The following is a 24,294-nucleotide window of genomic DNA, read 5'->3' as shown; positions in this document are numbered from 1 at the left end:
AATCATACATAAATCAGGAGCAGAGTGATAACGCAATCGCCTGGTTCCTGGAGTGATGAATAACCCGCCCTGAGATCAAATGCTTTCTCTGTTATAAGCCGTTGATTGTTTGGGTATGAAAACACCGGAGACCCAACCATGAAAAAGATCCTTGTATCATTTGTTGCCATTATGGCTGTCGCTTCATCCGCCATGGCTGCAGAGACAATGAACATGCATGACCAGGTAAATAATGCCCAGGCACCCGCCCATCAGATGCAGTCAACCTCTGAAAAAAGCGCTGTTCAGGGAGACAGTATGACAATGATGGATATGAGCGGACACGATCAGGCTGCAATGTCCCATGAAATGATGCAAAACGGCAACGCTTCTGCCCACCAGGACATGGCGGAGATGCATAAAAAAATGATGAAAGGCAAACCAGGGGCCACCAACGAATCAGCAACGTCATTTTCAGAAATGAACGAGCATGAAAAAGCCGCTGTTGTGCACGAGAAGGCGAATAATGGTCAGTCTTCCGTTATTCATCAGCAGCAGGCTGAAAAGCATCGCAGCCAGATCACCCAGAATTAACCCGCAGCTCCACTTGTTAGACCCTCATTTGACGCCGAAGTCACTGGCTTACGCTCCCATTCGGGAGCGTTTTTTTTATTCTTTCATTTATCATTGAGTCTTATGGGAATGGATTTAATCAGTTACTTAATCCCTGCCTCAGCAACAAGTCCCGGAAAGAGCAGCTTTATATTCCGGGTTTTTCTGCTCATAACCTCAACGGTGGCGCTTAGGATGTACTTTGTAAGTACCCAGAGTGTGTGTCATCAGTACCGGTGTTAATGCACCAGCCCATTCCAGCCATGTATACCCATGTAAATCCCAACAGCAGCAATCAGGGCGCTTGAAATATAGGGGGCTCTTCTGGCGATGGTATTGAAGCCACTCCAGCGTTTGGCGACCTGACGAACGCTGATCGCCGCACCCACTCCAACCGTTACGAGGGTCAATGCCAGGCCGATACTGAAACAAACAACCAGTGTGGCACCCAGCGTAAGCGCTTTAAGCTGAAGGCAGATCAACAATACAGTTATAGCTGCCGGGCAAGGGATAAGCCCTCCTGTCAGTCCAAATATCAGGATTTGCCCGTTGGTTACTTCTTTCCCGTCGAAGCGGCGTTTTATGTCATTGGCATGAGCCAGTTCGTGAGCGTCCTGATACTCTTTCGAATTCACATCCAGCCCATCAAGCTCAGAGTGGTCATGGTCATGGTCGTGTTCAGCGAACGCCACATCATAGTCATGGACATGACCACGATGTCCCAGAGACAGACGTACGTTGAAACTGTGAGGCTCAGGGATGGGAGATGTTGACTCCAGATAATCACCATGATCAACAAATTCAAAAGTCTGAGAGATCGTACTGTTTTCCCGAAGTGTGGTTAATGAGATATCTTCAGAAGCCCATCTTTGGCCACTAAGAGTGCGTAGCCGCCAGTGGGGAAGTTGTCCTTCTTCAAAAATGGACAGTTCAACTTTTCCATGGCCAGTATCGATCAACCTTGTTTCGTCATGGTGATGATGTTCATTCTCCTGCATTCCCTCCAGCCAGTTTTTCTCACCGCTCCAGGTTCGCCAGAACATCCAAAAAGCCGTACCAAGGATGATCACTGAAGAGACCATCTGTAGCCAGGGTTCGGCTGATTCTGCGGTAAATTTATTACTGATATACATCCCTCCAAAAGCAATCAGCCATACGACTGCAGTGTGCGACAATGTTGCCGCGACACCCAGCATCACGGCCTGACGTACGGTGCCTTTTATAGCAATGATGAATGCTGCCATCATTGTTTTGGAGTGCCCGGGCTCCAGTCCATGAAGCGCGCCAAGCAGAATGGCGCTGGGGATGAAAAACCATGCGTTGCCTTGCTGAAGAAGTGTCGTAAATTCGTTCATGAGAATCATTCTTGGTTATTAAGTGTAGGCCGGATTCTACTCCCCCCCAGTAAAATATACTACCCCCCAGTAGAATAACGCTGGTATAGTTACATAAAATATCCAGGAGAGTGAGAGCCCACATGTCACATACCATCCGCGATAAACAAAAACTGAAAGCACGTACAAGCAAGATCCAGGGGCAGGTTGCTGCGCTGAAAAAAATGCTTGATGAACCTCACGAATGTGCCGCTGTACTGCAACAAATAGCCGCCATACGTGGTGCCGTGAATGGTTTATTGCGTGAAGTGATTAAAGGACATTTGACTGAACATATTGTTCATGAAAGTGAAGAACAGAAACGAGAAGAAGACCTGGACGTTGTGCTGAAGGTTCTGGATTCTTACATCAAGTGACAGTTTGGCTAAAAGCCCTGAGCATTAATTTATCTAAATAACACGTTATCAAGTGACGGTTTTGGGCTGTTTGTAGCGGCATAGTGAGTTTGTTTAATCAATGAGCTTTAAGATGCCCCCCTTCATGCAAGGCAACGCGTACATTTCTGGTACATCTACTTCCCTTACTTTGCTCAGGGCAACCCACATTGTTAAAGCCTCTACTCGCTGACCATCAAAATCACCCAACGTCAGATAATGGAAAAAAATTTTGGATGACATTTTGAAACGTGTCCTCTGCTGTGAACGTCGAGAGATGCTACGCGAGAAAGGAGATGACCTACTTAGTATCCTGTTAAGTAGGTCTATCTGAAGAAGTAGACAACTTTAAAGTCTTTTTCATGTTAAAGGAGACAACTTTAATGTCTGTGTACAGCAGAAGACAAGTGACATAAGAGCACTGCCACTCGTCACAGATAGCTTTACGGGCTGACGGTGGTTACGTCAGTTACAGCAAGAATATTGCTCGCGGCCACTGTCCCCATCTTGATATATGACGCTGCGGTAACGCCGCCAATATGCGGTGAAATAACCACGTTTTCTACGGACTGCCAGAGGTGCGGCGCCGTCAGCGGCTCGTGGGTAAAGCTGTCCAGCGCTGCGCTGTGCAGCGTGCCATCCCTGAGCGCCGCCAGTAACGATTCATCGTCGATCAGTCCGCCGCGTGCCGTATTTACCAGAATTGCGTTCCGCTTGCAGTGTGCGAGCGTCTGGCTATTGATCATCCCCCGATTCTCATCGGTCAGCGGACAGTGCAAAGAGATGACATCGGAACGGGAAAGAAGTCCATTCAGCGTTTCTGCGCGTTCGCACAGGGCAGGCATGGACTTAGCATAGGGATCGTAAGCCAGCACCTTCATGCCGAATGCGTGACCAATATGTGCCACACGCGAGCCGATAGCACCCAATCCGATGAGCCCTAACGTTAAGCCCTCCAGTTCAATGGATTTATGCGTTGCCTTATCCCAGTGCCCGTCTCGCAGGCGCTTGTCCAGAGGCACCACCGACTTTGCGCAGGCGAGGATCTGCGCCCAGGTATGTTCAGCCACTGCCGCCGCGTTTGCACCTGGCGCAGCGCGGACGGCGATGTTGCGCTCGGCCGCTGCCGTCTGGTCTATCACATCGATCCCGCTTCCGTGCTTGGAAATAACCTGAAGAGCTGGGGCGGCATCCATGACTTTCGCGGTAATCTTGCCGTAACGTACCAGAATCGCCACAGGATTGTGTCGTTCACACAGCGCGATCAGTTCATCTTCTGTGGGCTGGCGGCCCGCAAACACCACCTCAAAGCCCTGCAACATCACCATGGCCTGCTCCGCCAGGTCGCTTCCGGTAACCAGAACTACGTCTTTGCCCCCCATCACAGCGTCTCCCCTTCATCTAACATACCTGCCTTACGCAGCGCGTCATCAAGCCAGTGTGGACGTAAATCGCCTTCACGGATGGCGGCAAGGCGTCGGGTCTCCATCTCCAGCTTACCTTTTGCCAGCGCGATAACTTCCTGAACCTCATCGCGCGGGATGACTACCACGCCGTCGATATCCGCGACAACCAGATCCCCGGCCTGAACCGTCGCCCCGGCGACTGAAATGGGATGATTAACCCGACCAGAAATTAGCTTTGTCGGGCCGCAGGGATTCAGACCGGCAGAAAAGACAGGGTAGTGACCTTTGCTCAAGGTATCGGCGTCTCGTACAGCGCCGTCAATAATAATGCCCGCAATGCCGCTCGCCTGAGCCTGAGTGGCCATGATTTCCCCAAGCAGTGCGCAGCTCAGGTCGCCTTTGCCATCGACGATCAGGACATCGCCGGGCTGCGCCACCGCCATCGCGGCATGAATCGCCAGATTATCACCCGGACGGACTTCAACGGTGATGGCCGGACCCGCAACGGACATGTGTGGAGCCAGCGGTTTGATGCGGCCATGAAGCGTACCGCGGCGACCGGCCACGTCGGCCAGAATAGCGGCCTGATACTCGGCAGCCCGACGAACGTCCTCGGCAGAAACGCGATCAAACTGGCGATTAATCGGTTTTTTTTCAGTAACGGACATGAATGCCTCCATATTGTTTTACTAAGTACAATGCAGGTGTACAGTGCAAAACAACTATAGCGGTGTTGCTTTCCTTTTAGCCAGACCCAAGATGGCGTTTGTGATGTAAACACGAAGTGACTCACAAAATTTGAGGTACACTCACTGCCGGGCTAACAAGGAGATAATGATGGGGAATGAAGGCGTTGTAGCGGTTGAAAAAGCGCTGGCTTTACTGGATTGCTTCCGTCCTGGAGATGAGAGCCTGACGCTGACCGCGCTGGCACAGCTATCGGGTTATCACAAAACCACGGTTTACCGCTTGATGAATTCTCTTGAACGGATGAATTACGTCGTCAGGCATGAAGACGGCAATTATGCGCTGGGCCCACGTCTGCTTTACCTCGGCAAGCTGTATGAACAATCTTTCCATCTTTCCCGAGTGGTTCAGCCAGAGCTCCAGGCCTTATCCCTGGCGTCTCAGGAGAGTGCCAGCTGGTATGTGCTGGAGGGAGGGCAGCGGCTTTGCCTGTTTCGCGCTGAAGCGTCGCATGGCCTGCGACACAGCAATCTTCCCGGTAGCCAGTTTCCGCTCGATAATTCGGCCATCAGTAAGGTATTACGCCATTGGGGGCTCAATGAGAGCCTGCCGGAGGGAGACGCTGAACTCCCATTCTACACGTCAGGCGCACGCGATCCCCACACCGCTGCGTTTGCGATGCCTGTCTTCGGCGTTCACGACAAGCTGGTTGCGGCGTTAGCCCTGACCGGCCCCATCTCACGGCTGACGGAAGATCGTCGTGAGAAGGAGATAGGTCAGTTGATGAAGGCGGCAGCAAGCCGTCTGTCGCAGAAAATGGGAGCCAGTAAGCTCTTCTGTCAGCAGTTTTTTGGGGAAACGAGCGATACGGCGGAAGAACATCTTTAAATGCAGAAGCGGGACAGTTGTCCCGCTTCTGTCAACGCTAATGCGTGACCTGTTTTTCGTGTAGCTGAGCGTTGCGGGCCTGTCGGCCCATAATGAGCACCGCTATCCCCCCGGCCACGCACAGCGCGGCCAGCGGAAGCATCGCCAGCGTGTAGCTGCCCGTACGCTCATTGATAATGCCGTACGCGTTTACCATCACCGCCCCGCCTATCAGGTTTGCGATGGCACCAATCGCGGCCAGTCCCGCCGCCGCTGAGGTACTGCTCATCCAACCGGACGCCAGCGCCCAGAAAGGCCCTTTCATTGAATAGGCGCCTATCAGCATAATGCTGAGGATAACGATCGTGGCAGACAGCGAAACGCTCACAAAGGCGGCGAACACGCCGGCGGCAATTATGAATAGCGTGAGTGCGGTATGCCAGCGGCGTTCGTTGGTACGATCGGAATTCCGCCCCCATACAATCATGAGAACAGATGCCAGACCGTAAGGAATGGCGTTAAGCAGACCTGTCTCAAGATTATCGAGATGGAAGGATTTCAGCAGTTGAGGAGACCAGACGCTGATGGTGGTACCCGCGGACGATGCACCCGCGTAAATCAGCGCCATCAGCCAGATTTGGCGATGCTTTAGCAACTGCCAGGTGGTCTGGTGTCCGATATTCTTTTGCTGATTGCGCTCGGTTTCCAGCGTGGTTTCCAGCCATTGTTTCTGTTCACTGCTAAGCCAGCTCGCCTGATGAGGGCGATCCCGGAGAATAAACCAGGCGGCAATACCCAGCAGCACCGCCGGCAAGCCTTCAATAATGAACAGCAGATGCCAGCCGCGAAGACCCAGCCAGCCATCCAGTGACAGTATCAACCCGGAAAGCGGGGAGCCAATGAAGTTAGCGAGCGGGATGGCGACCATAAAGGACGCAATAATGCGTGCGCGGTAGCGGGACGGGATCCACCAGGTCAGATACAGCACGACGCCCGGGAAGAAGCCCGCCTCTGCAGCACCGAGAAGAAAACGGACGATATAGAGCGACGTGGTGTTCTGCACCAGGGACATACACATGGAGACGATGCCCCAACTGATCATAATGCGCGGGATCCACAGACGGGCGCCGACTTTCTGCATGGCCAGGTTGCTGGGTACTTCAAACAGAAAATAGGCCACGAAATAAAGACTGCTGGCGAAGCCAAATGCAGCTTTGCTGAGGCCAAGGTCCTCATTCATCTGCAGCGAAGCCATGCCGATATTCCCGCGATCGATAATGGAGACCAGGTAACTGACAATCAGAAACGGGAGAATACGCCAGATCACCTTCCGCATCGTCTCTCTTTCTATGTCCTCGGTGGCGGTAGCACCGTTACGTAAATGTTCTGTCATTGTGTCCTCGCAGGGTATGTTCTTTGTTTTATTAGGTACAACTGAGTTTTATTAAACAAAACCACTATAGCGACGGCGCGTTCTTTTTATCCAGTTAATGGGAGGTTTAAATGATGTAAATAAGAGGTGACTCACAGATAGTGCGCTCCAGATATATCACTCACAGCAGTCGAACCAGCCGTAAAGAGGAGACTCTATAAGAGTGATAATCACGCAGCGCAATTATTGCACCAACTTTTTTCCTCCGATCCACTAAGCTTCGACCAGGCCAGACAGCTCCAGGTGCCCCGCTGCGTTCGCGGGGTCATTTTTCTTCCCGGTCAGAGCACCTTTCATGCAGCTACTCAGCATCATTATTTTGCTTACCCTTACGGTGGTCATCCATTCGCTGTGGATGTTTTGCGTTTTAAAATTCATTAATTTAGAGGTCGACTCTGCGGTGCGCGTGGTTTTGCGTAACGTCGGGATCGTTATCTCCATGATCTTCGCCCATCTTCTTGAAGCCGGTCTCTTCGCCGGGTTTTATTTTGTTATCGATGCATTTAACGACTGGAACACCAGCTTCTACTTTTCGCTGGTCAGTTACGCCACGGTGGGATACGGCGATGTCACGTTGCCTCAGCACTGGCGGCTGATTGGGGGTGTGGAAGGCCTGGTCGGCGCCTTGATGGTGGGCTGGTCAGTGGCGGTTCTGGTGGCCGTACTGCAGCGTTTGCGCGGCATGAGCGCCTAAACGGCAGATGCGCGACCCCATGGAGTGCGGTAAAGTACCTCTCTTTGCCGGGCCTGGAAGGCCGCGGCTTTAAGGGTTAAAGGCTGGTAAACAGCCTGCCCCTTTCCGTTCCTGGTTTACGCCAGTTTGCATGGTGTTGTGTTTTGTCTGCCAAAAGGGTTGTGTATGTCTGCTGCTCATCTCGGTTTCCCGACTGAAACCGTTGTTGTCTTTGTAGTGATGGCCGTCGGGGCGATGTTTATCGACCTCTTTATGCACCGTCACGATAAACCGATCTCGCTGAAAAGCGCTGCCATGTGGTCCCTCTTCTGGGTCATGATGGCCATGGCTTTCGCCGGGTTCCTGTATGTTCACCACGGCGCAGAGATGGCAAGCCTGTTCCTCACCGGTTACGCGCTGGAAGAGGTGCTCTCCGTCGATAACCTGTTTGTGATGATGGCGATTTTTGCCTGGTTCGGCGTGCCGGATAAATATCGTCACCGTGTCCTCTACTGGGGCGTGCTCGGGGCGATTGTTTTCCGCGGTATCTTTGTGGCCATTGGGACCAGCCTGTTAAGTCTGGGGCCTTACGTGGAGGTTATCTTCGCGCTGGTCGTCGGCTGGACGGCGGTGATGATGCTCAGACGTAATGAAGAGAGTGACGAGGTTGAAGATTACTCCGGCCATCTGGCTTACCGTCTGGTGAAACGCTTCTATCCTGTCTGGCCTAAAATCAGCAGCAATGCCTTTATTCTGACCCAGAAAGAGGTGGACGCGGAGCTGGAGAAACCTGAAAACCAGGACGTATCGGTTGGACGCGTGAAGAAGGCGAAGCGCTACGCAACGCCGCTGTTGCTTTGCGTGGCGGTCGTGGAACTCTCTGATGTGATGTTCGCGTTTGACTCCGTGCCGGCCATTATTGCCGTCAGCCGTGAGCCGCTTATTATTTACAGCGCAATGATGTTCGCCATCCTCGGCTTGCGTACGCTCTACTTCGTGCTGGAAGCGCTGAAGCAGTATCTGGTGCATCTGGAGAAAGCGGTGGTGGTGCTGCTGTTCTTCGTGGCGTTCAAGCTCGGATTAAATGCCACCGATCACTTCTGGCACCACGGTTACAGCATTGGTGCCACGGCAAGCCTGTTTGTGGTGCTTGGCGTGCTGGCGCTGGGGATTATCACCAGCGTGATGTTCCCGGGTAAGAAAGAAGCCCATTAAAAGCAAAACGGCAACCTTTGGTTGCCGTTTTCGGGTAGACAGTGTCTAACACTTAATCGGTGAATGTCGACGCTTGCGCGGTGGATGGAAGTGCCGCCAGTGTGCATCCTGCGCCGCCGCCAGCAGTTCATGGTCGCCGCGGGTATCGCCCCACGCGCGCAGGTGGTAGCTATTCAGATCGCCATACACTTTTTCCAGCCTCGCCACCTTCTGGGCACAGCGGCAGTTGTTGCCGGTGATACGTCCGGTCAGCTTGCCGTCTTTCACTTCCAGCTGTGTGCCAATCAGCTTAATCCCTAGCTTGTCAGCCCATGGCTGGAGCACCAGCGCCGGGGAGGCGGAGCAGATGGTCACTTCCGCACCGGAATTCACCTCTGCGGCGACGGCCAGTACGCCGGCAGGGCGCATCAGCTTGTCCCAGTATTTTTCGCAAAACGCTTCCGCCTGCTGGCGTAGCCAGTGTTCATCCACGCCCGTCAGGAACGTTTTAATCAGCACTTCCTTCAGCTCATCGCGCGTCAGCTTACGACGCACGCAGTGCAGCGTGGGCAAGGCCATACGCACCAGGCGGCCCGCGAAGTAACGTTTACCAAAGGCAAAACGCAGGAAAGGGATAAAGCTGTCGTGGTGCGTCAGTGTTCCATCAAAGTCGAAGACGGAGAGCACGTTGGATTTGGCCACGGCCTCGTCGGCAATCATATTGGTCATAAATACGTCTTAGCTAAAATACACATTCTGTTGATTAGTTTACCTGCTTTACCCTGTCTGTCCTTCTGTCTTGAGCATTTTTTTCGCGATCTTGCGATCGGAAAGTGAGTCCATTTTTGGTCTCAATAATAATTGGTTGAAAAGCGAGCTGTCTATATTATCGCCACATTGAGCGCTATTTCGGGGGAACGTTGGCCCCCACCGGTAAGGAAAATATTCACTCACTGAATCTATTTTGATATGACGTTTAGATCGCTTATTTCAATCCTCTCGTTAAGTCTGGCTTCGTTTTCGGCATTGAGTTTTCAACTGCCGGCGTCGATGCTGTCAATGAACCGCGAGCTCGCCCTTTCACCGGCAAAATCCGCGCTGCTGCACCAGGAAACAGGACCACTGCGTACCCGGATCCTTGATCAATACCAGAAGTGGAAAGGCACCCACTATCAGTGGGGCGGGACCACACATCGGGGCGTGGACTGCTCCGCGCTGATGCAGCATCTGTTCAGCGATGCGGCGCACCTTAATCTGCCGCGCACGACGGGCGAACAGATCCATCGCGGCGTGAAGGTGGCGCAATACCGTCTGAAGGCGGGGGATTTGGTCTTCTTTCAGACCGGTCCAGACCGAAGGCACGTGGGCGTGTACATCGGCAATAGCCAGTTTATTCATGCCTCACGCAGCCAGGGCGTAACCGTCTCAACCCTGACTGATGACTACTGGCAGGCGCACTATATTACTGCCCGACGGGTCACAGACCGTTCTGTCTGAGGGATCAGATGATGTCATCCACCACGCCGCCATCGACGCGCAGTGCCGCGCCCGAGGTGGCGGAGGCCTGGGGCGAGCAGACATACACCACCATATTGGCGACTTCTTCCACCGTCGCGGCACGCTGGATAACCGAGCTCGGGCGGTGAGTCATCACAAACTCTTTCGCCAGTTCCTCCAGCGATTTGCCGGTTCTCTCGATCTCGTCTTTCATCATGCCGGCAAAACCGTCTGAAAGGGTGGGGCCGGGCAATACGCTGTTCACCGTGACACCGCTTCCCGCCACGAACTTCGCCAGCCCGCGAGCGAGCGACAGCTGCGCCGTTTTGGTCACGCCATAGTGGATCATGTCCGCCGGAATATTGCAGGCCGACTCGGACGAAATAAACACCACGCGTCCCCAGCCTTTCTGCACCATACCGGGCAGCAGCGCACGGGAGATACGCACGCCGGACATCACGTTTGTCTGCCAGTAACGCTCCCAGGTGTCATCGTCGGTGCCATAAAAATCCTGCTGGCCGTAAATGCCGGCATTGTTGACCAGGATGTCGACGTGGGTCGCCACGTTCAGCAGCGATTCCACCCCTTCAGCCGTGCTGAGGTCGGCAATTGCGGCGCGTACCTGCACCCCAGGCACAACCTGTTGTAGCTGCTGGATACCTTTATTCACAGACTCCGTGCTACGGCCATTGATGATCACTTCCGCACCGCTTTCAGCCAGCCCTCGGGCTATGGCGAACCCGATCCCGCCGGTAGAGGCGGTCACCAGCGCGACTTTCCCCGTAAAATCGATCTTCATCATCTGCTCCTTATCGTGTTTAACGTTCGGACCTTAAAGCGTAGCAGGTGAGGATGGCGGCTCCTGGCTAAAAAGGCGCAGCAGGGTCTCAACCTGTTCATCCAGCGGGCCGAGGGAGCGTTTCACAATCAGGTGCAGCGGCGTAGCCCGGCGTGCGCCATGGCTAAGCGGCAGGCGTTTAAGCACCCCCAGATCAAGCTGGGTCTGAATACGCTCCTCTGGCAGCCAGCCATAGCCGACCTGAGACATCACCGCCTCTATGGCTGCGTCAATGGTGGAAAAGGTCCACGACTCGCCGGCCGCACGCGCGGCGGTCTGGCTGTCGGCTATCTGAATGAGCGGCCACGGGCGCAGCATATCGTCGTTAAGCGGCGCGTCGAGGCTAAAGAGGGGATGTTGATGATGCGCCACGGCAACAAAGTCGATATTCATCAGCCATTCGCCAAGACCGGTTATGTCCTGGCGGCGGGTTAACACCATCACGTCGGCTTCATCATTAATGACATCGGTGCGGCTATTTTCCAGCACTTCGGTGAGGCGGACCTGCGTTTGCGGATACAGCTGCTGGAACTGACGCAAAATAGCGAACAGGCGTCGGCGCGGGAAAATGCTGTCCACCACCAGATCTAACCGCGTGCGCATTCCATTACGCAGGCTTGCCGCACGGGTCTCAACATAGGCGAAGGCTTTCAGCAACGGTTTAACCTGGTTGAGCAGGAGTTCGCCGGCCGGGGTTAAGACAGCCCGCCGCCCCTCGGGCACCAGCAGCGCCACGCCCAGCCGCTCCTGCAGCAGCGACAGGTTATAGCTGACCGAGGACTGGCTGCGGTTGGTCTCTTCCGCTGCTTTGGCAAAGCTGCCTGCCTCGACCACTCTTTCCAGTAATGACCATTGTTCAAGCGTCGTCTTATGCATGATTAATCTAAAATTTGGATGAATTTGATTCAAACATAGCGTTATTCATTCATTTTTTGAAGGGGTACGATCGTCTCATCAAAACAAAGGAGACACATTATGAACACCTTCGACAAACATGACTTAAGCGGCTTCGTCGGCAAACACCTTGTATATACCTATGATAATGGCTGGAACTACGAGATTTATGTCAAAAATGAAACCACCCTTGATTACCGTATTCACAGCGGGATTGTGGCGAACCGTTGGGTGAAAGATCAGCAGGCTTATATTGTTCGCGTAGGGGAGAGCATCTATAAAATTTCCTGGACAGAACCAACCGGTACCGACGTGAGCCTGATAGCAAACCTGGGTGACAAACTGTTCCACGGCACCATCTTCTTCCCACGTTGGGTGATCAACAATCCAGAAAAAACCGTCTGCTTCCAGAACGATCATATTCCATTGATGAATGCGTATCGTGATGCGGGCCCGGCATACCCCACTGAAGTCATTGATGAATTTGCGACGATCACCTTTGTTCGCGACTGTGGGGCGAATAATGAAAGCGTTATTGCCTGCGCGGCGAGCGAGTTACCAAAAAACTTTCCTGATAATTTAAAATAAGCGCGACAATTAACTAAAAAGAAAAGTTCCCGGCTATTTCTTCTTTTAAAAGAAATAGCCGGGATTTTTTTTGTTTGTTGATGTTATGTTTAAAAAATTGCAGGCAAAGGTCGAGTTTGATCACACAATAAATAATTCATAATAATTTAACTCTTTGTATTTTAAGTGGTTAATGGGTGGGTGAAGTGAATGGAATGTCTTTCTTAATTTTTCCCTAAGAAATGATAGCTACCTTGATATAAGTTTATGGTTCGTTGAAATAAACGAGCCGGCATTTGGTTAATATCAAAAGCGTGCCATTCATATTTCAAGGAAATTAATGATGAGTGATTTTTTGCCTTTTTCCCGGCCGTCCATGGGTAGCGAGGAATTAGCGGCGTTGCAGGAGGTATTAACCTCCGGCTGGATCACCACAGGACCGAAAAATCAGGCGCTTGAAGAGGCATTCTGTCAGCTAACCGGGAATCAACATGCGATTGCCGTCAGCTCAGCGACCGCGGGAATGCATGTCACGCTGATGGCGCTGGGTATTGGTCCAGGCGATGAAGTGATTACCCCCTCCCTGACCTGGGTATCCACACTGAATATGATTGTGCTGCTGGGCGCAACCCCGGTGATGATTGATGTGGACCGGGATACGTTGATGGTCACGCCGGATGCGATCGACGCCGCCATTACGCCGCGCACAAAAGCGATTGTTCCGGTTCATTATGCCGGCGCGCCGTGTGACATCGACGCCATTCGCGCCATCGGGGAACGTCACGGTATCCCGGTCATTGAAGATGCGGCGCATGCAGCCGGCACGTACTACCACTCACGTCACGTGGGCTGGCAGGGCACCGCGATTTTCTCATTCCACGCCATTAAAAATATGACCTGCGCCGAAGGCGGGTTAGTGGTCACGGACGATGCGCAACTGGCGCAGCGGATCCGTAGCCTGAAATTCCACGGCCTGGGTGTGGATGCCTACGACCGCCAGACGCACGGTCGTGCGCCGCAGGCAGAAGTTATCGCGCCCGGTTTCAAATACAACCTGGCGGATATCAACGCCGCGCTGGCGCTGGTGCAGTTGGGCAAACTGAAAGAGGCCAACGCACGACGTCATGACATTGCTGAATGCTATCTGCGCGAGCTTGCCGATACGCCATTCCAGCCGCTGCGTATTCCTTCATGGCCGCACGTCCACGCCTGGCATCTGTTCATCATTCGCGTGGATGAAGCCCGCTGCGGGATTTCTCGCGACAACCTGATGGCAGCCCTGAAGGAAAAAGGCATTGGCACCGGCCTGCATTTCCGCGCGGCGCACACGCAAAAATACTACCGCGAGCGTTTTCCTGATGTATCGCTCCCGAATTCTGAATGGAATAGCGCGCGTATTTGTTCTCTCCCCCTTTTCCCGGACATGACTCATGACGACACAACCCGCGTCATTACCGCGCTCCATCAGCTTGCAGGAAATTGATATGTTCAGCGCACCGCCTGTACAAAAAGTTTCTGTGGTTATCCCCGTTTACAACGAACAGGAGAGCCTGCCCGAACTGATCAGCCGCACGACGGCCGCCTGCGACACGCTCGGCAAAGCCTATGAAATACTGCTGGTGGATGATGGCAGTAGCGATAATTCCGCGCTGATGCTGACCGAAGCCGCGCAGGCCGAGGGCAGCCATATTGTTGCCGTGCTGCTTAACCGTAACTACGGCCAGCACTCCGCCATTATGGCCGGGTTCAGCCACGTGACGGGCGATCTGATTATTACGCTTGATGCCGATCTGCAAAACCCGCCGGAAGAGATCCCGCGTCTGGTTGCAAAGGCCGATGAAGGGTACGACGTGGTCGGCACGGTGCGGCAAAACCGTCAGGACAGCCTGTTCCGTAAGCTGGCTTCCCGCACAATCAACCGTCTGATCCAGCGGACCACCGGCAAAGCGATGGGCGATTATGGCTGCATGCTGCGCGCCTACCGCCGCCATATTGTCGACGCCATGCTGCACTGCCATGAACGCAGCACGTTTATTCCCATTCTCGCGAACACCTTTGCCCGTAAGGCGACGGAAATTCCGGTACTGCACGCCGAGCGCGAGCACGGGGAGTCGAAGTACAGCTTTATGCGTCTCATCAACCTGATGTACGACCTTATCACCTGCCTGACCACCACGCCGCTGCGCCTGTTGAGCGTTTTCGGCAGCATCATTGCCGTGTTCGGCTTCGCGCTCTCCGTGCTGCTGGTGTTACTCCGCCTGATCTACGGTCCCCAGTGGGCGGCGGAAGGGGTCTTCATGCTCTTTGCCGTGCTGTTTATGTTCATCGGCGCCCAGTTTGTCGGGATGGGCCTGCTCGGGGAATACATTGGCCGTATTTATAACGATGTTCGCGCACGTCCGCGCTACTTTATTCAACGTGTTGTCCGCCAGGAACACAAAGCATCTCAAGAGGAAATTCACCCATGAAAGCTGTTGTCTTTGCCTATCACGATATGGGGTGTGCGGGCACGCTGGCCCTGCTGGAAGCGGGCTATGAAATCGCTGCAATCTTCACGCATCCGGACACGGCCGGAGAGAATAACTTCTTTGGCTCGGTGGCGCGTATCGCCGCAGAGCGCGGTATTCCGGTTTACGCCCCGGACGATGTCAACCATCCGCTGTGGGTGGACCGCATCCGGGCGCTCGCGCCTGATGCCATCTTCTCGTTCTATTATCGCAACCTGATTTGCGATGAGATTTTAAGTCTGGCCGCAAAAGGGGCATTTAATCTTCACGGCTCTTTGCTGCCCGCCTACCGTGGCCGCGCACCGCTGAACTGGGTGCTGGTGAACGGCGAAACGGAAACCGGCGTCACTCTGCACCGTATGGTGCACCGCGCAGATGCCGGTGCCATCATCGCGCAGCAGCGCGTGGCTATCGACGCGGATGAAACTGCGCTGCAGCTTCATCAGAAACTCTGCACCGTAGCGCAAAGCCTGTTACGTGATGTGTTGCCAGCGATCCTTAACGGCACCTTCAGCGAGACCGCGCAGGATGAGAGCAAGGCGAGCTGTTTTGGCCGTCGCTGGCCAGAAGATGGTCGCCTGGACTGGAACAAGCCGGCTCGTCAGTTGCACAACCTGGTGCGTGCCGTTACCGACCCCTGGCCGGGGGCGTACAGCTTTGCAGGCGTAAGTAAATTTATCGTCTGGAAATCCCGCGTACGCGACGACATTCCTGCCGCCAAACCGGGCACCGTTGTCTCGGCTTCCCCGCTGATTGTCAGCTGCGGCGAACAGGCGCTGGAGATCGTTACCGGGCAAACCGATAACGGCGTTTACGTTCAGGGCGCGCAGCTGGCTCAGTCTCTGGGGTTGGTCACTGGCGCACTGATCACCAGCGCACCGGTTGTGGCCATCAAACGCCGCACCCGCGTGCTGATCCTCGGCGTCAACGGCTTTATCGGCAACCACCTGACCGAGCGTCTGCTGAAAGACGATAACTACGAAATTTATGGTCTGGATATCGGTGCTGATGCTATCAGTCGTTTCCTCGACAACCCGCGTTTCCACTTTGTGGAAGGGGATATCAGCATTCACTCCGAGTGGATTGAATATCACATTAAAAAATGTGACGTGGTGCTGCCGCTGGTGGCGATTGCCACGCCGATTGAGTACACCCGTAACCCGCTGCGCGTGTTCGAGCTGGACTTCGAAGAGAACCTGAAGATCATCCGCGACTGTGTGAAATACGACAAGCGCATCATCTTCCCGTCCACTTCTGAAGTGTACGGCATGTGTACTGACAAAAACTTCGACGAAGATACCTCTAACCTGGTCGTCGGGCCGATCAACAAACAGCGCTGGATTTATTCCGTCTCCAAGCAGCTGCTCGACCGCGTGATCTGGGCCTACGGCGAGAAAGCGGGTCTGCGCTTTACGCTGTTCCGTCCGTTTAACTGGATGGGGCCACGTCTGGATAACCTTAACGCGGCGCGTATCGGCAGCTCACGTGCCATCACCCAGCTGATCCTGAACCTGGTGGAAGGCTCGCCCATCAAGCTTATCGAAGGCGGTAAACAAAAACGCTGCTTTACGGATATCAGCGACGGTATCGAGGCGCTGTTCCGCATCATCGAAAACAAAGAGGGTCGCTGCAACGGAGAGATCATCAACATCGGTAACCCGGATAACGAAGCGAGCATTCGCGAGCTGGCTGAGATGCTGCTGGCAAGCTTTGAACGTCATCCGCTGCGCGATCGCTTCCCGCCGTTTGCCGGTTTCCGTGAAGTGGAAAGCAGCAGCTACTACGGTAAAGGTTATCAGGACGTTGAGCACCGTAAACCGAGCATTCGTAATGCGAAACGCTGCCTGAACTGGACACCGACGGTGAAGATGGATCAGACCATTGATGAAACGCTCGATTTCTTCCTGCGCACCGTGGAGCTGTCGGAACAGGTCTCATGAGAAAAGTCGGTTTACGCATTGATGTCGACACCTTCAGGGGGACGCGTGACGGCGTACCCAAACTGCTGGAACTGCTGAGCAAGCACAACGTGCGCTCATCCATTTTCTTCAGCGTGGGGCCTGACAATATGGGACGTCATTTATGGCGTCTGGTTAAACCGGCATTTCTGTTCAAAATGCTGCGCTCACGCGCAGCCTCTCTCTACGGCTGGGATATTTTGCTGGCCGGAACCGCATGGCCCGGCAGGCGCATTGGCGCGGGTAATGAAGCCGTTATCCGCGACGCGGCACAGCACCATGAGGTTGGACTGCACGCCTGGGATCACCATGCCTGGCAGGCCTGGGCTGGCGTCTGGGATATTCCACGCCTGTCGCGTGAAGTTGAGCGCGGCATGCTGGAGCTGGAGGCCATTACCGGTCAGACGATTCGCTGCTCCGCCGTGGCGGGATGGCGTGCCGACCAACGCGTGGTGAAAGCTAAAGAACCCTTCGCGTTTCGCTACAACAGCGATTGCCGCGGCACCGGGCCTTTTTTGCCGCTCATCGGGGAGAATCGCCTGGGGACGGTGCAAATCCCGGTCACGCTTCCCACCTGGGATGAAGTGGTTGGGCGCGAGGTCAGTGCCGGAGGGTTCAATCGCTATATTCTGGACTGCATTCATCGCGACGCTGGTACGCCCGTCTATACCATCCACGCGGAAGTGGAAGGGATTGCGTATCAGCATGATTTCGATGCACTGTTGACGATGGCCGCTCAGGAGGAGATTCAGTTTTGTCCATTGAGCGAATTGCTGCCAGAGGATCTTAGCGTCCTGCCCGTGGGCAAAATTGTGCGTAATGAACTGGCTGGCCGGGAAGGCTGGCTTGGCTATCAACAAACCGTGAGTCCGGTATCATGAAAGCAGCCCGTTATGGCTTAGCGCTTCTCGCACTGTTTATCGTTTACTACCTCATTCCGATCGATATCCGCCTGCTGTGGCAGCCTGATGAAACGCGCTATGCGGAAATCAGCCGCGAAATGCTGGCGTCTGGAGACTGGATTGTCCCGCATTTTCTGGGGCTGCGTTACTTTGAAAAGCCGATTGCGGGCTACTGGATCAACAGTATCGGGCAACTGCTGTTTGGGCATACTAACTTTGCCGTGCGCGCCGGCGCCATATTCTCAACCGGGTTGACGGCTCTGCTGGTGATCTGGATGGCGTGGCGCCTGTGGCGGGATAAGCGCGTTGCCATTTTCTCAGGCCTTATCTTCCTGACCCTGTTCCTGGTGTATGGCATTGGTACGTACGCCGTGCTGGATCCCATCATTACCCTGTGGCTGGTGGCCGCTATGTGCAGCTTCTGGCTGGCCTCGCAGGCTGAAACCGTGGCCGGAAAAGCGGGTGGCTACGTGCTGCTCGGGCTTGCCTGCGGCATGGGGGTGATGACCAAAGGATTCCTGGCGCTGGCGGTGCCGGTGATAGGTGTGCTGCCGTGGGTGATTGCGCAGAAGCGCTGGAAAGAGGTGCTGATCTTTGGCTGGCTGGCCATCGTGAGCTGTGTGCTGATCGTCCTGCCCTGGGCGCTGGCCATTGCGCATCGAGAGCCTGATTTCTGGCGCTACTTCTTCTGGGTTGAGCATATTCAGCGCTTTGCCCAGAGCGATGCTCAGCACAAGGCGCCGTTCTGGTACTACCTGCCGTTCCTGCTGGCCGGCAGTCTGCCGTGGCTGGCGCTGTTGCCCGGCGCGTTTCGGCTGGGCTGGCGCGAAAGAGACAACACGGGCGGTGGCTTTTATCTGCTTGGATGGGTCGTGATGCCGCTGCTGTTCTTCAGCATTGCCAAAGGCAAACTGCCAACCTACATCCTGCCGTGTTTTGCTCCGCTGGCTATCCTGATGGCGCGCTATGCCTGCATCGCGGCGGACAAAGGGGCCAGAGCGTTACGCATTAACGGCGGGATTAACCTGGCGTTTGGTGTGATTGGCGTGGTGGCGGCGCTGGTGGTCTCACCGTGGGGGGTTGCTAAGCATCCGGTCTGGACATCCGTTGAGCTGTATAAAGTCTTCTGCGCGGTGCTGGCGTTTCTCATCTGGGCGGCTGTCGGCTGGTTTACCGTGCGGCAAAGCGCGCAGCGCTGGTGGCTGGCGGCGTTGTGTCCTGCTGGCGTGGCGCTGCTGATTGGGTTTGCCATTCCTAACCTGGTGGTAGATTCCAAACAGCCGCAGTCGCTGGTGGATACCATCCGTGACCCGCTTCAGAGCAGTCGGTTTGTGCTGGCGAACAATGTTGGCGTGGCCTCCGGGCTGGCGTGGGAGCTTAAGCGTAATGACATCATTCTGTTTGGTCAGAGCGGCGAGCTGAGCTACGGGCTAGCGTACCCGGATGTGAAAGACCGGTTTGTCGAGAAAGATAATTTTGCGCAGTGGCTGGCAACGCATCGCCAGCAGGGGGGCGTGTCACTGGTGATCCTGCTGTCAAAACACGACGATATTAAGCGGGCTCATCTGCCAGAACCGGACAGCCTGTATATTCAGGGCCGTCTGGCCTGGCTGCAGTATTTACCGCAATGACGACCTGGCTCTGGTTGATACTGGCAAGCCTGCTGACCTGCGCAGGGCAGCTGTGTCAGAAGCAGGCCACCCGTCCGGCGAAAGCCGGACGGCGTGGCGCGCATATTATGCTGTGGCTGGGCCTGGCATTGCTGGCACTGGGCAGCGGCATGCTGGTCTGGCTGGTGGTCCTGCAGCGCCTGCCTGTCGGCGTTGCCTACCCTATGCTGAGCCTCAATTTTGTCTGGGTGACCCTGGCGGCGAAAGCATTCTGGCATGAAAAAGTCGCGTTGCATCACTGGCTGGGCGTCGGGTTCATCATCATCGGCATTGTTATCCTCGGAGGAAGCCTGTGAGAGGAACGTTCTGGGCGTTATGCAGCGTAATGCTGGTCAGCGCGGCGCAGCTGCTGCTGCGCTATGCCATGCAGGCCCTGCCGCCAGTCAGCGAGCTTTATGCGTTTGTCTCGGCGCTCTGGCACTTCTCATCCGGTACTGGCGCGCTGCTGCTGGGACTCATGGGGTATGTGGCCTCGATGGGCTGCTGGTATCTGGCGTTGCATCGCATGGCGCTCAGCAAAGCGTATGCCTTGCTGAGCCTCAGTTACATTCTGGTGTGGGCCGCGGCCATTTTGTTGCCCGGCTGGAACGAACACTTTTCCTGGCACGGGCTGGCGGGGGTCGGGATGATTATTCTCGGCGTGCTGGTGATTTTTATGCCACGGACATCCCGTGGTGAGCAATCGTCCCGGCGGTAAGGGTATAAGGCGTTGAGGTGCAGACGGCAAGACTGAGCGAGCCGAACTGGAGCTGGCTTACCGAATGCGTCTGCGACGTGCTGTCGATGCTGACAATCTGCCAGGCGCTGCCGCCTCGCTGCTTCACGATGGCCTCTTTACGCGTCCAGATCCCCCAGAAAGCAGAAAGCTTTGTCTCCGGGTCTTCGCGCTCCAGCTCCGCATGTTCCGCCACGCTGAAGACGGCGTTAGCCAGCGCCTGCCAGTTTTCACGTGGGCGGATAACTTCGATATCACACCCCACTTCGCCTTCGTCGCTCAGCAGCAGCGCGATATTATCGCCGCTGTGACTCAGGTTAAACCAGAAGGGCTGCGCATCCACGAAGGTCGGCTTCCCTTGCTCACCATAGACGATCTCGGGTAACGGAGAAGGAGAAAGCGTTTTGGCGAGCAGGGTTCTCCCCGCCAGCCAGGATGCATTTCGTGCACCCGCAGGTGCCATATGTGCAAGCGTCGACGCCAGCGGGTCTGCGCTCAGGGTGGAGATCTTTCCCAGTATAAACTGGTACATAGTTACGCCCAGCGTTTGATGATTATCGACGTGTTGATGCCGCCAAATGCGAAGTTATTGCTTTGCAGATACTCGCAGTCAATCTGACGGGCTTCACCCATAATATAATCTAAAGCACCACATTGCTCATCCGGTTGTCTTAAATTGAGCGTCGGGGCAAACCAGCCCTCACGCATCATCTGCAGACTCATCCAGGCTTCCAGTGCCCCACAGGCGCCTAACGTGTGGCCAAAATAGCTCTTCAGCGACGAAATTGGCACGTTGTCGCCAAAGATGGCGGCGGTGGCCTGGCTTTCGGCGATATCACCGCGATCGGTGGCGGTACCGTGCGCGGAGATGTACCCCATGTCCCGCGCGCTTAACCCTGCTAACGCCAGCGACTGCTCCATACAAATTTGCATGGTGTCACGTTGTGGCTGGGTGATATGGGCTGCATCACAGTTGGTGGCGAAGCCAACGATCTCGCCATAGATAGTTGCACCGCGTGCTCTGGCATGCTCAAGCTCTTCCAGAATCAGGGTGCCTGCGCCTTCCCCAATGACCAGACCATCACGCTGCGTATCAAATGGCGAAGGGGTGGTTTTCGGCGCATCGTTGCGCTGGCTGGTCGCGAATAAGGTGTCAAATACCGCCGCCTCTGACGGACAAAGCTCCTCTGCTCCGCCTGCGACCATCACGGTCTGATAACCGTGACGAATGGCTTCCCAGGCGTAGCCAATGGCCTGACTGCCCGACGTACAGGCACTCGACGTCGGGATAACGCGACCCCGAAGGCCAAAGAACAGGCCGGTATTCACCGCGGTCGTGTGCGGCATCATCTGCACATAGGTCGTACCGGTGATGTTGTGGGTGTGTTTTTCGGTGAGCATGGTGGCGAATTCGCTGACCGGCCCGGTACTGCCTGTGGAGGAACCATAGGCGATACCGGTTTGGCCATTTGTGAGCACCGCCTCGCCAATCAGCCCCGCCTGCTCCAGCGCCAGCTCGGTGGCGCGGGTCGACATCAACGACACGCGGCCCATGGCGCGAATACGCTTGCGGGTATAGTGTTCCGGCAGGGTGAAATCATCAATCGGCGCGCCCAGCAGAGTGTGGAGGCCATCGTAAACCTGCCACTCCGGCATTTTGCGTACCGCGTTGTCATACGCCAGCAGCCTGCGGGAAACGGATTGCCAGTCCTCGCCGAAGGCGGTAACGCCGCCCATACCGGTAATCACCACGCGACGCGTCATAGCATTCCTCCGTTGATGGAAATGACCTGGCGGGTAACGTAGCCTGCAATATCTGACATCAGATAGCTGGCAAGTCCTGCAACCTCTTCGGCCTGGCCCATCCGTTTCATGGGAATGATGGACATTGCCTCTTTCAGCGCAGCCTCTTCCATTTCAATCATGCCGGTATCAATCAGCCCCGGCGCAATGCAGTTCACGGTGATATTGCGTTTTGCCAGCTCAATTGCCAGTGCTTTGGTCGCGCCAATAATGCCCGCTTTTGCCGCGCTGTAGTTCACCTGACCGCGGTTGCCCATCATGCCGGACACGGAGGATAAGGTGATAATGCGCCCCCCTTTTCGGGTGGCGATCATCGGCATAATGCAGGGTTGAATAACGTTATAAAAACTGTCGAGATTGGTATGGATGACGCTGTCCCAGTCGTCTTCGCTGAGGGCCGGAAACGCACCGTCGCGGGTGATACCGGCATTACTGACCACGCCATACCATGCGCCGTGGGCCTCGATATTCTGCTCCAGCACGTCACGGCACTGTTCGCGGTTACCTGCATCGAAAGAGAGCAGGCGACCCTGACCGCCCGCCTGTGTGATGGTATCCAGCGTCGCCTGCGCGCCTGCGGCGTCACGGTGGTAATGTACGCCTACGGTAAACCCATCAGCGGCAAGCTGGCAGGCGATGGCACGACCAATGCCTTTGCTGGCCCCGGTGACCAGTACGGAACGACTCATGCGTGAGATCCCTGATTAAAAAGCGATGTTAATTCTTCTGCGCTCGGCTGGAAGGTATTGACCCGGCCCGTGGCCAGCGTCTCCTCACCTGAGGAGATCGTACATTCAAAACTGCCGAAGCGTTCATCCTGCATCAGCAGTCTGACGGTGATGTCCAGCGTCGCGTCTTTTGCGAAATGTCCACTGGCGCAGACCAACTCGCGCGCACCCAGCACCATGCCCAACGCAATATGATCTTGCCCTTTCTGCTGGCGATGCCAGCCTGACCAGACGCCAACGGTCTGCGCCATCAGTTCGAGCGCGTACCAGCCAGGCAAATCGCCCTCGGCATTCAAAAAGGGCGCCAGTACGCTTTGGCCGTTGACCGCGACACGGCATACGGCGGAATCGTCGGTGACGCGTTCAACGGATCCCAGCAGCATCATTGGCGCATCGTGCGGCAGATAGTCGACGGGTGATAAGTAGCTCATGACACTCTCCCCAGCAGGATGCTGGCGTTGTTGCCACCAAACGCGAACGAGTTAGATAAAATGACCGGTTTTTTCAGCGCGGTGCTCTGGTGCAGCACGCCGCACGGCGACAGCGTTTCGTCCGGCGCGTAGCGGGCGAAATCCTGTGGGGGTAACGGCAGGTCACGCGTCAGAATAAGCCAGCTCAACGCCGCTTCGGTGATACCGGCAGCGCCCAGCGTATGGCCGGTAAGGTGTTTGGTAGAACTGCAGGGCACGTTTTCTCCAAAGAGGTCGTGTACCACGTGTGATTCAATCTGATCGTTGAGCGGTGTGGCGGTGCCGTGCAGGTTGATATAGCCAATATCCTCCGGCTGCAGACCCGCGTCATTGAGCGCCTGGGTAATGGCGCGAATGGCGCCTTCACCCTGCGGATGCGGCGCCGAAATATGGTAAGCATCGCTGGACTCGCCTGTTCCCAGCAGCGCGACCCCGGCGGGCTCACGGGTCAACACCATCAGCGCAGCGGCTTCACCAATGGTGATACCCCGACGGTCGCGGCCAAACGGCTCGCAGAGCGTTGGAGAAAGCGATTCCAGACTGTGAAAGCCATTGACGGGCATCCGGCTCAGGGTATCTGCGCCGCCCACAATGGCAATATCCACCAGCCCGGCGTCAATCAGACGCCGGCCGCTGATAATTGCCCGCGCGCTGGAGGAGCAGGCGGTCGAGAGGGTATATGCCGGGCCCTCGAGCTGTAACCAGTTTGCCAGAAAGCGGGACGGATCGCCCAGCTCCTGTTGCGGATACTGCCACCGGGTGCTGGCTTCGCCGTTGAGCGTTAATCGTACGTGCTCATCCCCTTCATCGAGGCCGGAGGTGCTGGTACCCAAAACCACGGCCACGCGGTCGCGGCCGACCCGGGCAATCGCGTCGTCAACGGCGGATTGAATCTGTGCCAGCGCGGCCAGCAGCAGCTGGTTATTGCGGGTGCGGTGCGCGGACAGGGTATCCGGAATGGACGGCAACTCGCCTTCCACGCCACCCAGCACGGCGTCGGGCGCATCCTGCAACCAGCCGGACCGACAATGCATGCCAGGGGCTACGCCCGCCGTCAGGTTAGCGGCAATCTCATCCAGCGAGTTACCCAGCGCGTTGACCATGCCAACAGCAGAAATGTAAATCAT

Annotated in this window: 26 protein-coding genes; 14 read left to right on the top strand and 12 right to left on the bottom strand. The window is 55.5% G+C overall.

Annotation, left to right across the window (positions count from 1 at the left end):
- Window positions 1–138 precede the first annotated feature (138 nt).
- On the top strand, window positions 139–573 hold the full coding sequence (locus tag HV242_RS22190) for a hypothetical protein (protein ID WP_000723070.1): 435 nt from the start codon (window positions 139–141) through the stop codon (window positions 571–573).
- Window positions 574–830: 257 nt separating this feature from the next.
- Here HV242_RS22190 and HV242_RS22185 read toward each other — a convergent pair whose 3' ends face one another.
- Window positions 831–1,946: a nickel/cobalt efflux protein RcnA gene (locus HV242_RS22185; protein WP_001572377.1), complete on the bottom strand. Its 1,116-nt coding sequence runs from the start codon at window positions 1,944–1,946 to the stop codon at window positions 831–833.
- A gap of 122 nt (window positions 1,947–2,068) precedes the next feature.
- Here HV242_RS22185 and rcnR point away from each other — a divergent pair, with 122 nt between their 5' ends.
- Window positions 2,069–2,341, top strand: a complete 273-nt coding sequence (gene rcnR, locus HV242_RS22180) for a Ni(II)/Co(II)-binding transcriptional repressor RcnR (protein ID WP_000019951.1) — start codon at window positions 2,069–2,071, stop codon at window positions 2,339–2,341.
- A gap of 461 nt (window positions 2,342–2,802) precedes the next feature.
- On the opposite strand, the gene HV242_RS22175 is transcribed toward rcnR, so the two are convergent.
- Both HV242_RS22175 and HV242_RS22170 read right to left on the bottom strand, forming a co-directional pair.
- Window positions 2,803–3,741, bottom strand: a complete 939-nt coding sequence (locus HV242_RS22175; protein WP_020884505.1) for an NAD(P)-dependent oxidoreductase — start codon at window positions 3,739–3,741, stop codon at window positions 2,803–2,805.
- Window positions 3,741–4,433, bottom strand: coding sequence for an RraA family protein (locus HV242_RS22170; RefSeq protein ID WP_047954794.1), 693 nt, complete (start codon window positions 4,431–4,433; stop codon window positions 3,741–3,743). The genes HV242_RS22175 and HV242_RS22170 overlap by 1 nt, the downstream gene beginning before the upstream one ends.
- A gap of 169 nt (window positions 4,434–4,602) precedes the next feature.
- On the opposite strand from HV242_RS22170, the gene HV242_RS22165 reads away from it, so the two are divergent.
- A complete protein-coding gene (locus HV242_RS22165) occupies window positions 4,603–5,340 on the top strand; it encodes an IclR family transcriptional regulator (RefSeq protein ID WP_020884507.1) in 738 nt (245 codons plus the stop codon).
- A 37-nt stretch (window positions 5,341–5,377) separates the two neighbouring features.
- Here HV242_RS22165 and HV242_RS22160 read toward each other — a convergent pair whose 3' ends face one another.
- Window positions 5,378–6,712, bottom strand: a complete 1,335-nt coding sequence (locus HV242_RS22160) for an MFS transporter (protein WP_014172063.1) — start codon at window positions 6,710–6,712, stop codon at window positions 5,378–5,380.
- Between the two features lie 334 nt (window positions 6,713–7,046).
- Between HV242_RS22160 and HV242_RS22155 the strand changes: the two genes are divergently transcribed.
- Complete coding sequence (locus HV242_RS22155) at window positions 7,047–7,445, top strand: potassium channel family protein (protein ID WP_020884509.1); 399 nt, start codon at window positions 7,047–7,049, stop codon at window positions 7,443–7,445.
- Window positions 7,446–7,610: 165 nt separating this feature from the next.
- Window positions 7,611–8,639, top strand: coding sequence for a TerC/Alx family metal homeostasis membrane protein (locus HV242_RS22150; protein WP_181616872.1), 1,029 nt, complete (start codon window positions 7,611–7,613; stop codon window positions 8,637–8,639).
- Window positions 8,640–8,684: 45 nt separating this feature from the next.
- On the opposite strand, the gene HV242_RS22145 is transcribed toward HV242_RS22150, so the two are convergent.
- Window positions 8,685–9,347 (bottom strand): HAD family hydrolase, encoded by a 663-nt coding sequence (locus tag HV242_RS22145; RefSeq protein WP_014172059.1) that lies wholly within the window; start codon window positions 9,345–9,347, stop codon window positions 8,685–8,687.
- Between the two features lie 240 nt (window positions 9,348–9,587).
- Between HV242_RS22145 and HV242_RS22140 the strand changes: the two genes are divergently transcribed.
- On the top strand, window positions 9,588–10,115 hold the full coding sequence (locus HV242_RS22140) for an NlpC/P60 family protein (protein ID WP_020884511.1): 528 nt from the start codon (window positions 9,588–9,590) through the stop codon (window positions 10,113–10,115).
- 4 nt (window positions 10,116–10,119) lie between these two features.
- On the opposite strand, the gene HV242_RS22135 is transcribed toward HV242_RS22140, so the two are convergent.
- Both HV242_RS22135 and HV242_RS22130 read right to left on the bottom strand, forming a co-directional pair.
- Window positions 10,120–10,914, bottom strand: a complete 795-nt coding sequence (locus HV242_RS22135) for an SDR family NAD(P)-dependent oxidoreductase (RefSeq protein WP_025202822.1) — start codon at window positions 10,912–10,914, stop codon at window positions 10,120–10,122.
- A 33-nt stretch (window positions 10,915–10,947) separates the two neighbouring features.
- On the bottom strand, window positions 10,948–11,829 hold the full coding sequence (locus HV242_RS22130; protein WP_020884513.1) for a LysR family transcriptional regulator: 882 nt from the start codon (window positions 11,827–11,829) through the stop codon (window positions 10,948–10,950).
- A 99-nt stretch (window positions 11,830–11,928) separates the two neighbouring features.
- On the opposite strand from HV242_RS22130, the gene HV242_RS22125 reads away from it, so the two are divergent.
- The 8 genes from HV242_RS22125 to arnF all read left to right on the top strand — a co-directional run bounded on the left by HV242_RS22125 (window position 11,929) and on the right by arnF (window position 20,148).
- Window positions 11,929–12,435, top strand: a complete 507-nt coding sequence (locus HV242_RS22125; RefSeq protein ID WP_020884514.1) for a phenolic acid decarboxylase — start codon at window positions 11,929–11,931, stop codon at window positions 12,433–12,435.
- Window positions 12,436–12,757: 322 nt separating this feature from the next.
- A complete protein-coding gene (gene arnB, locus HV242_RS22120) occupies window positions 12,758–13,897 on the top strand; it encodes a UDP-4-amino-4-deoxy-L-arabinose aminotransferase (protein ID WP_181616938.1) in 1,140 nt (379 codons plus the stop codon).
- Window position 13,898: 1 nt separating this feature from the next.
- Window positions 13,899–14,882 carry an undecaprenyl-phosphate 4-deoxy-4-formamido-L-arabinose transferase gene (gene arnC, locus HV242_RS22115; protein WP_020884516.1) on the top strand — a complete coding sequence of 328 codons (984 nt, stop codon included), beginning with the start codon at window positions 13,899–13,901 and terminating at the stop codon, window positions 14,880–14,882.
- Window positions 14,879–16,861, top strand: coding sequence for a bifunctional UDP-4-amino-4-deoxy-L-arabinose formyltransferase/UDP-glucuronic acid oxidase ArnA (arnA, locus tag HV242_RS22110; protein WP_063858533.1), 1,983 nt, complete (start codon window positions 14,879–14,881; stop codon window positions 16,859–16,861). Before arnC ends, arnA begins: the two co-directional genes overlap by 4 nt.
- Window positions 16,858–17,760, top strand: a complete 903-nt coding sequence (gene arnD / locus HV242_RS22105) for a 4-deoxy-4-formamido-L-arabinose-phosphoundecaprenol deformylase (protein WP_063215119.1) — start codon at window positions 16,858–16,860, stop codon at window positions 17,758–17,760. The genes arnA and arnD overlap by 4 nt, the downstream gene beginning before the upstream one ends.
- Window positions 17,757–19,412, top strand: coding sequence for a lipid IV(A) 4-amino-4-deoxy-L-arabinosyltransferase (arnT, locus tag HV242_RS22100; protein ID WP_032679159.1), 1,656 nt, complete (start codon window positions 17,757–17,759; stop codon window positions 19,410–19,412). Before arnD ends, arnT begins: the two co-directional genes overlap by 4 nt.
- Window positions 19,409–19,747 carry a 4-amino-4-deoxy-L-arabinose-phosphoundecaprenol flippase subunit ArnE gene (gene arnE / locus HV242_RS22095; RefSeq protein ID WP_014172049.1) on the top strand — a complete coding sequence of 113 codons (339 nt, stop codon included), beginning with the start codon at window positions 19,409–19,411 and terminating at the stop codon, window positions 19,745–19,747. Before arnT ends, arnE begins: the two co-directional genes overlap by 4 nt.
- The gene (arnF, locus tag HV242_RS22090; protein ID WP_049021795.1) at window positions 19,744–20,148 is read left to right on the top strand and encodes a 4-amino-4-deoxy-L-arabinose-phosphoundecaprenol flippase subunit ArnF; all 405 of its coding nucleotides are present in this window, start codon (window positions 19,744–19,746) and stop codon (window positions 20,146–20,148) included. Before arnE ends, arnF begins: the two co-directional genes overlap by 4 nt.
- On the opposite strand, the gene acpT is transcribed toward arnF, so the two are convergent.
- The 5 genes from acpT to HV242_RS22065 are packed head-to-tail and all read right to left on the bottom strand — an operon-like array spanning window position 20,105 to window position 24,294.
- Window positions 20,105–20,698: a 4'-phosphopantetheinyl transferase AcpT gene (acpT, locus tag HV242_RS22085; RefSeq protein WP_014172047.1), complete on the bottom strand. Its 594-nt coding sequence runs from the start codon at window positions 20,696–20,698 to the stop codon at window positions 20,105–20,107. The two genes, arnF and acpT, sit on opposite strands and share 44 nt — an antisense overlap.
- A gap of 2 nt (window positions 20,699–20,700) precedes the next feature.
- Entirely contained in the window at window positions 20,701–21,930 is a 1,230-nt protein-coding gene (locus HV242_RS22080; protein WP_020884520.1) for a beta-ketoacyl-ACP synthase, read from the bottom strand.
- A complete protein-coding gene (locus HV242_RS22075; RefSeq protein ID WP_020884521.1) occupies window positions 21,927–22,658 on the bottom strand; it encodes a 3-ketoacyl-ACP reductase FabG2 in 732 nt (243 codons plus the stop codon). The genes HV242_RS22080 and HV242_RS22075 overlap by 4 nt, the downstream gene beginning before the upstream one ends.
- A complete protein-coding gene (locus HV242_RS22070) occupies window positions 22,655–23,128 on the bottom strand; it encodes an ApeP family dehydratase (protein ID WP_020884522.1) in 474 nt (157 codons plus the stop codon). Before HV242_RS22070 ends, HV242_RS22075 begins: the two co-directional genes overlap by 4 nt.
- Entirely contained in the window at window positions 23,125–24,294 is a 1,170-nt protein-coding gene (locus HV242_RS22065; protein WP_047355831.1) for a beta-ketoacyl-[acyl-carrier-protein] synthase family protein, read from the bottom strand. Before HV242_RS22065 ends, HV242_RS22070 begins: the two co-directional genes overlap by 4 nt.

It is taken from the genome of Enterobacter sp. RHBSTW-00593 (genome assembly GCF_013784105.1).
GTDB classification, from domain to species: Bacteria; Pseudomonadota; Gammaproteobacteria; order Enterobacterales; family Enterobacteriaceae; genus Enterobacter; species Enterobacter ludwigii.
Note: the sequence above shows the minus strand (reverse complement) of the source record. Positions and strands in the feature narration are given on the sequence as shown.

Bases quoted from the DNA above. Each gene is read 5' to 3' on its own strand.
- HV242_RS22165 (WP_020884507.1), top strand. From the start codon at position 4,603: ATGGGGAATGAAGGCGTTGTAGCGGTTGAAAAAGCGCTGGCTTTACTG.
- HV242_RS22155 (WP_020884509.1), top strand. From the start codon at position 7,047: ATGCAGCTACTCAGCATCATTATTTTGCTTACCCTTACGGTGGTCATC.
- HV242_RS22065 (WP_047355831.1), bottom strand. From the start codon at position 24,294: ATGATTTACATTTCTGCTGTTGGCATGGTCAACGCGCTGGGTAACTCG.
- arnD (WP_063215119.1), top strand. From the start codon at position 16,858: ATGAGAAAAGTCGGTTTACGCATTGATGTCGACACCTTCAGGGGGACG.
- HV242_RS22170 (WP_047954794.1), bottom strand. From the start codon at position 4,433: ATGTCCGTTACTGAAAAAAAACCGATTAATCGCCAGTTTGATCGCGTT.
- arnT (WP_032679159.1), top strand. From the start codon at position 17,757: ATGAAAGCAGCCCGTTATGGCTTAGCGCTTCTCGCACTGTTTATCGTT.
- HV242_RS22145 (WP_014172059.1), bottom strand. From the start codon at position 9,347: ATGACCAATATGATTGCCGACGAGGCCGTGGCCAAATCCAACGTGCTC.
- HV242_RS22160 (WP_014172063.1), bottom strand. From the start codon at position 6,712: ATGACAGAACATTTACGTAACGGTGCTACCGCCACCGAGGACATAGAA.
- HV242_RS22185 (WP_001572377.1), bottom strand. From the start codon at position 1,946: ATGAACGAATTTACGACACTTCTTCAGCAAGGCAACGCATGGTTTTTC.
- arnA (WP_063858533.1), top strand. From the start codon at position 14,879: ATGAAAGCTGTTGTCTTTGCCTATCACGATATGGGGTGTGCGGGCACG.
- HV242_RS22070 (WP_020884522.1), bottom strand. From the start codon at position 23,128: ATGAGCTACTTATCACCCGTCGACTATCTGCCGCACGATGCGCCAATG.
- HV242_RS22150 (WP_181616872.1), top strand. From the start codon at position 7,611: ATGTCTGCTGCTCATCTCGGTTTCCCGACTGAAACCGTTGTTGTCTTT.
- HV242_RS22135 (WP_025202822.1), bottom strand. From the start codon at position 10,914: ATGAAGATCGATTTTACGGGGAAAGTCGCGCTGGTGACCGCCTCTACC.
- HV242_RS22190 (WP_000723070.1), top strand. From the start codon at position 139: ATGAAAAAGATCCTTGTATCATTTGTTGCCATTATGGCTGTCGCTTCA.
- arnE (WP_014172049.1), top strand. From the start codon at position 19,409: ATGACGACCTGGCTCTGGTTGATACTGGCAAGCCTGCTGACCTGCGCA.
- HV242_RS22075 (WP_020884521.1), bottom strand. From the start codon at position 22,658: ATGAGTCGTTCCGTACTGGTCACCGGGGCCAGCAAAGGCATTGGTCGT.
- HV242_RS22175 (WP_020884505.1), bottom strand. From the start codon at position 3,741: ATGGGGGGCAAAGACGTAGTTCTGGTTACCGGAAGCGACCTGGCGGAG.
- HV242_RS22080 (WP_020884520.1), bottom strand. From the start codon at position 21,930: ATGACGCGTCGCGTGGTGATTACCGGTATGGGCGGCGTTACCGCCTTC.
- arnB (WP_181616938.1), top strand. From the start codon at position 12,758: ATGAGTGATTTTTTGCCTTTTTCCCGGCCGTCCATGGGTAGCGAGGAA.
- arnC (WP_020884516.1), top strand. From the start codon at position 13,899: ATGTTCAGCGCACCGCCTGTACAAAAAGTTTCTGTGGTTATCCCCGTT.
- HV242_RS22130 (WP_020884513.1), bottom strand. From the start codon at position 11,829: ATGCATAAGACGACGCTTGAACAATGGTCATTACTGGAAAGAGTGGTC.
- HV242_RS22125 (WP_020884514.1), top strand. From the start codon at position 11,929: ATGAACACCTTCGACAAACATGACTTAAGCGGCTTCGTCGGCAAACAC.
- HV242_RS22140 (WP_020884511.1), top strand. From the start codon at position 9,588: ATGACGTTTAGATCGCTTATTTCAATCCTCTCGTTAAGTCTGGCTTCG.
- acpT (WP_014172047.1), bottom strand. From the start codon at position 20,698: ATGTACCAGTTTATACTGGGAAAGATCTCCACCCTGAGCGCAGACCCG.
- rcnR (WP_000019951.1), top strand. From the start codon at position 2,069: ATGTCACATACCATCCGCGATAAACAAAAACTGAAAGCACGTACAAGC.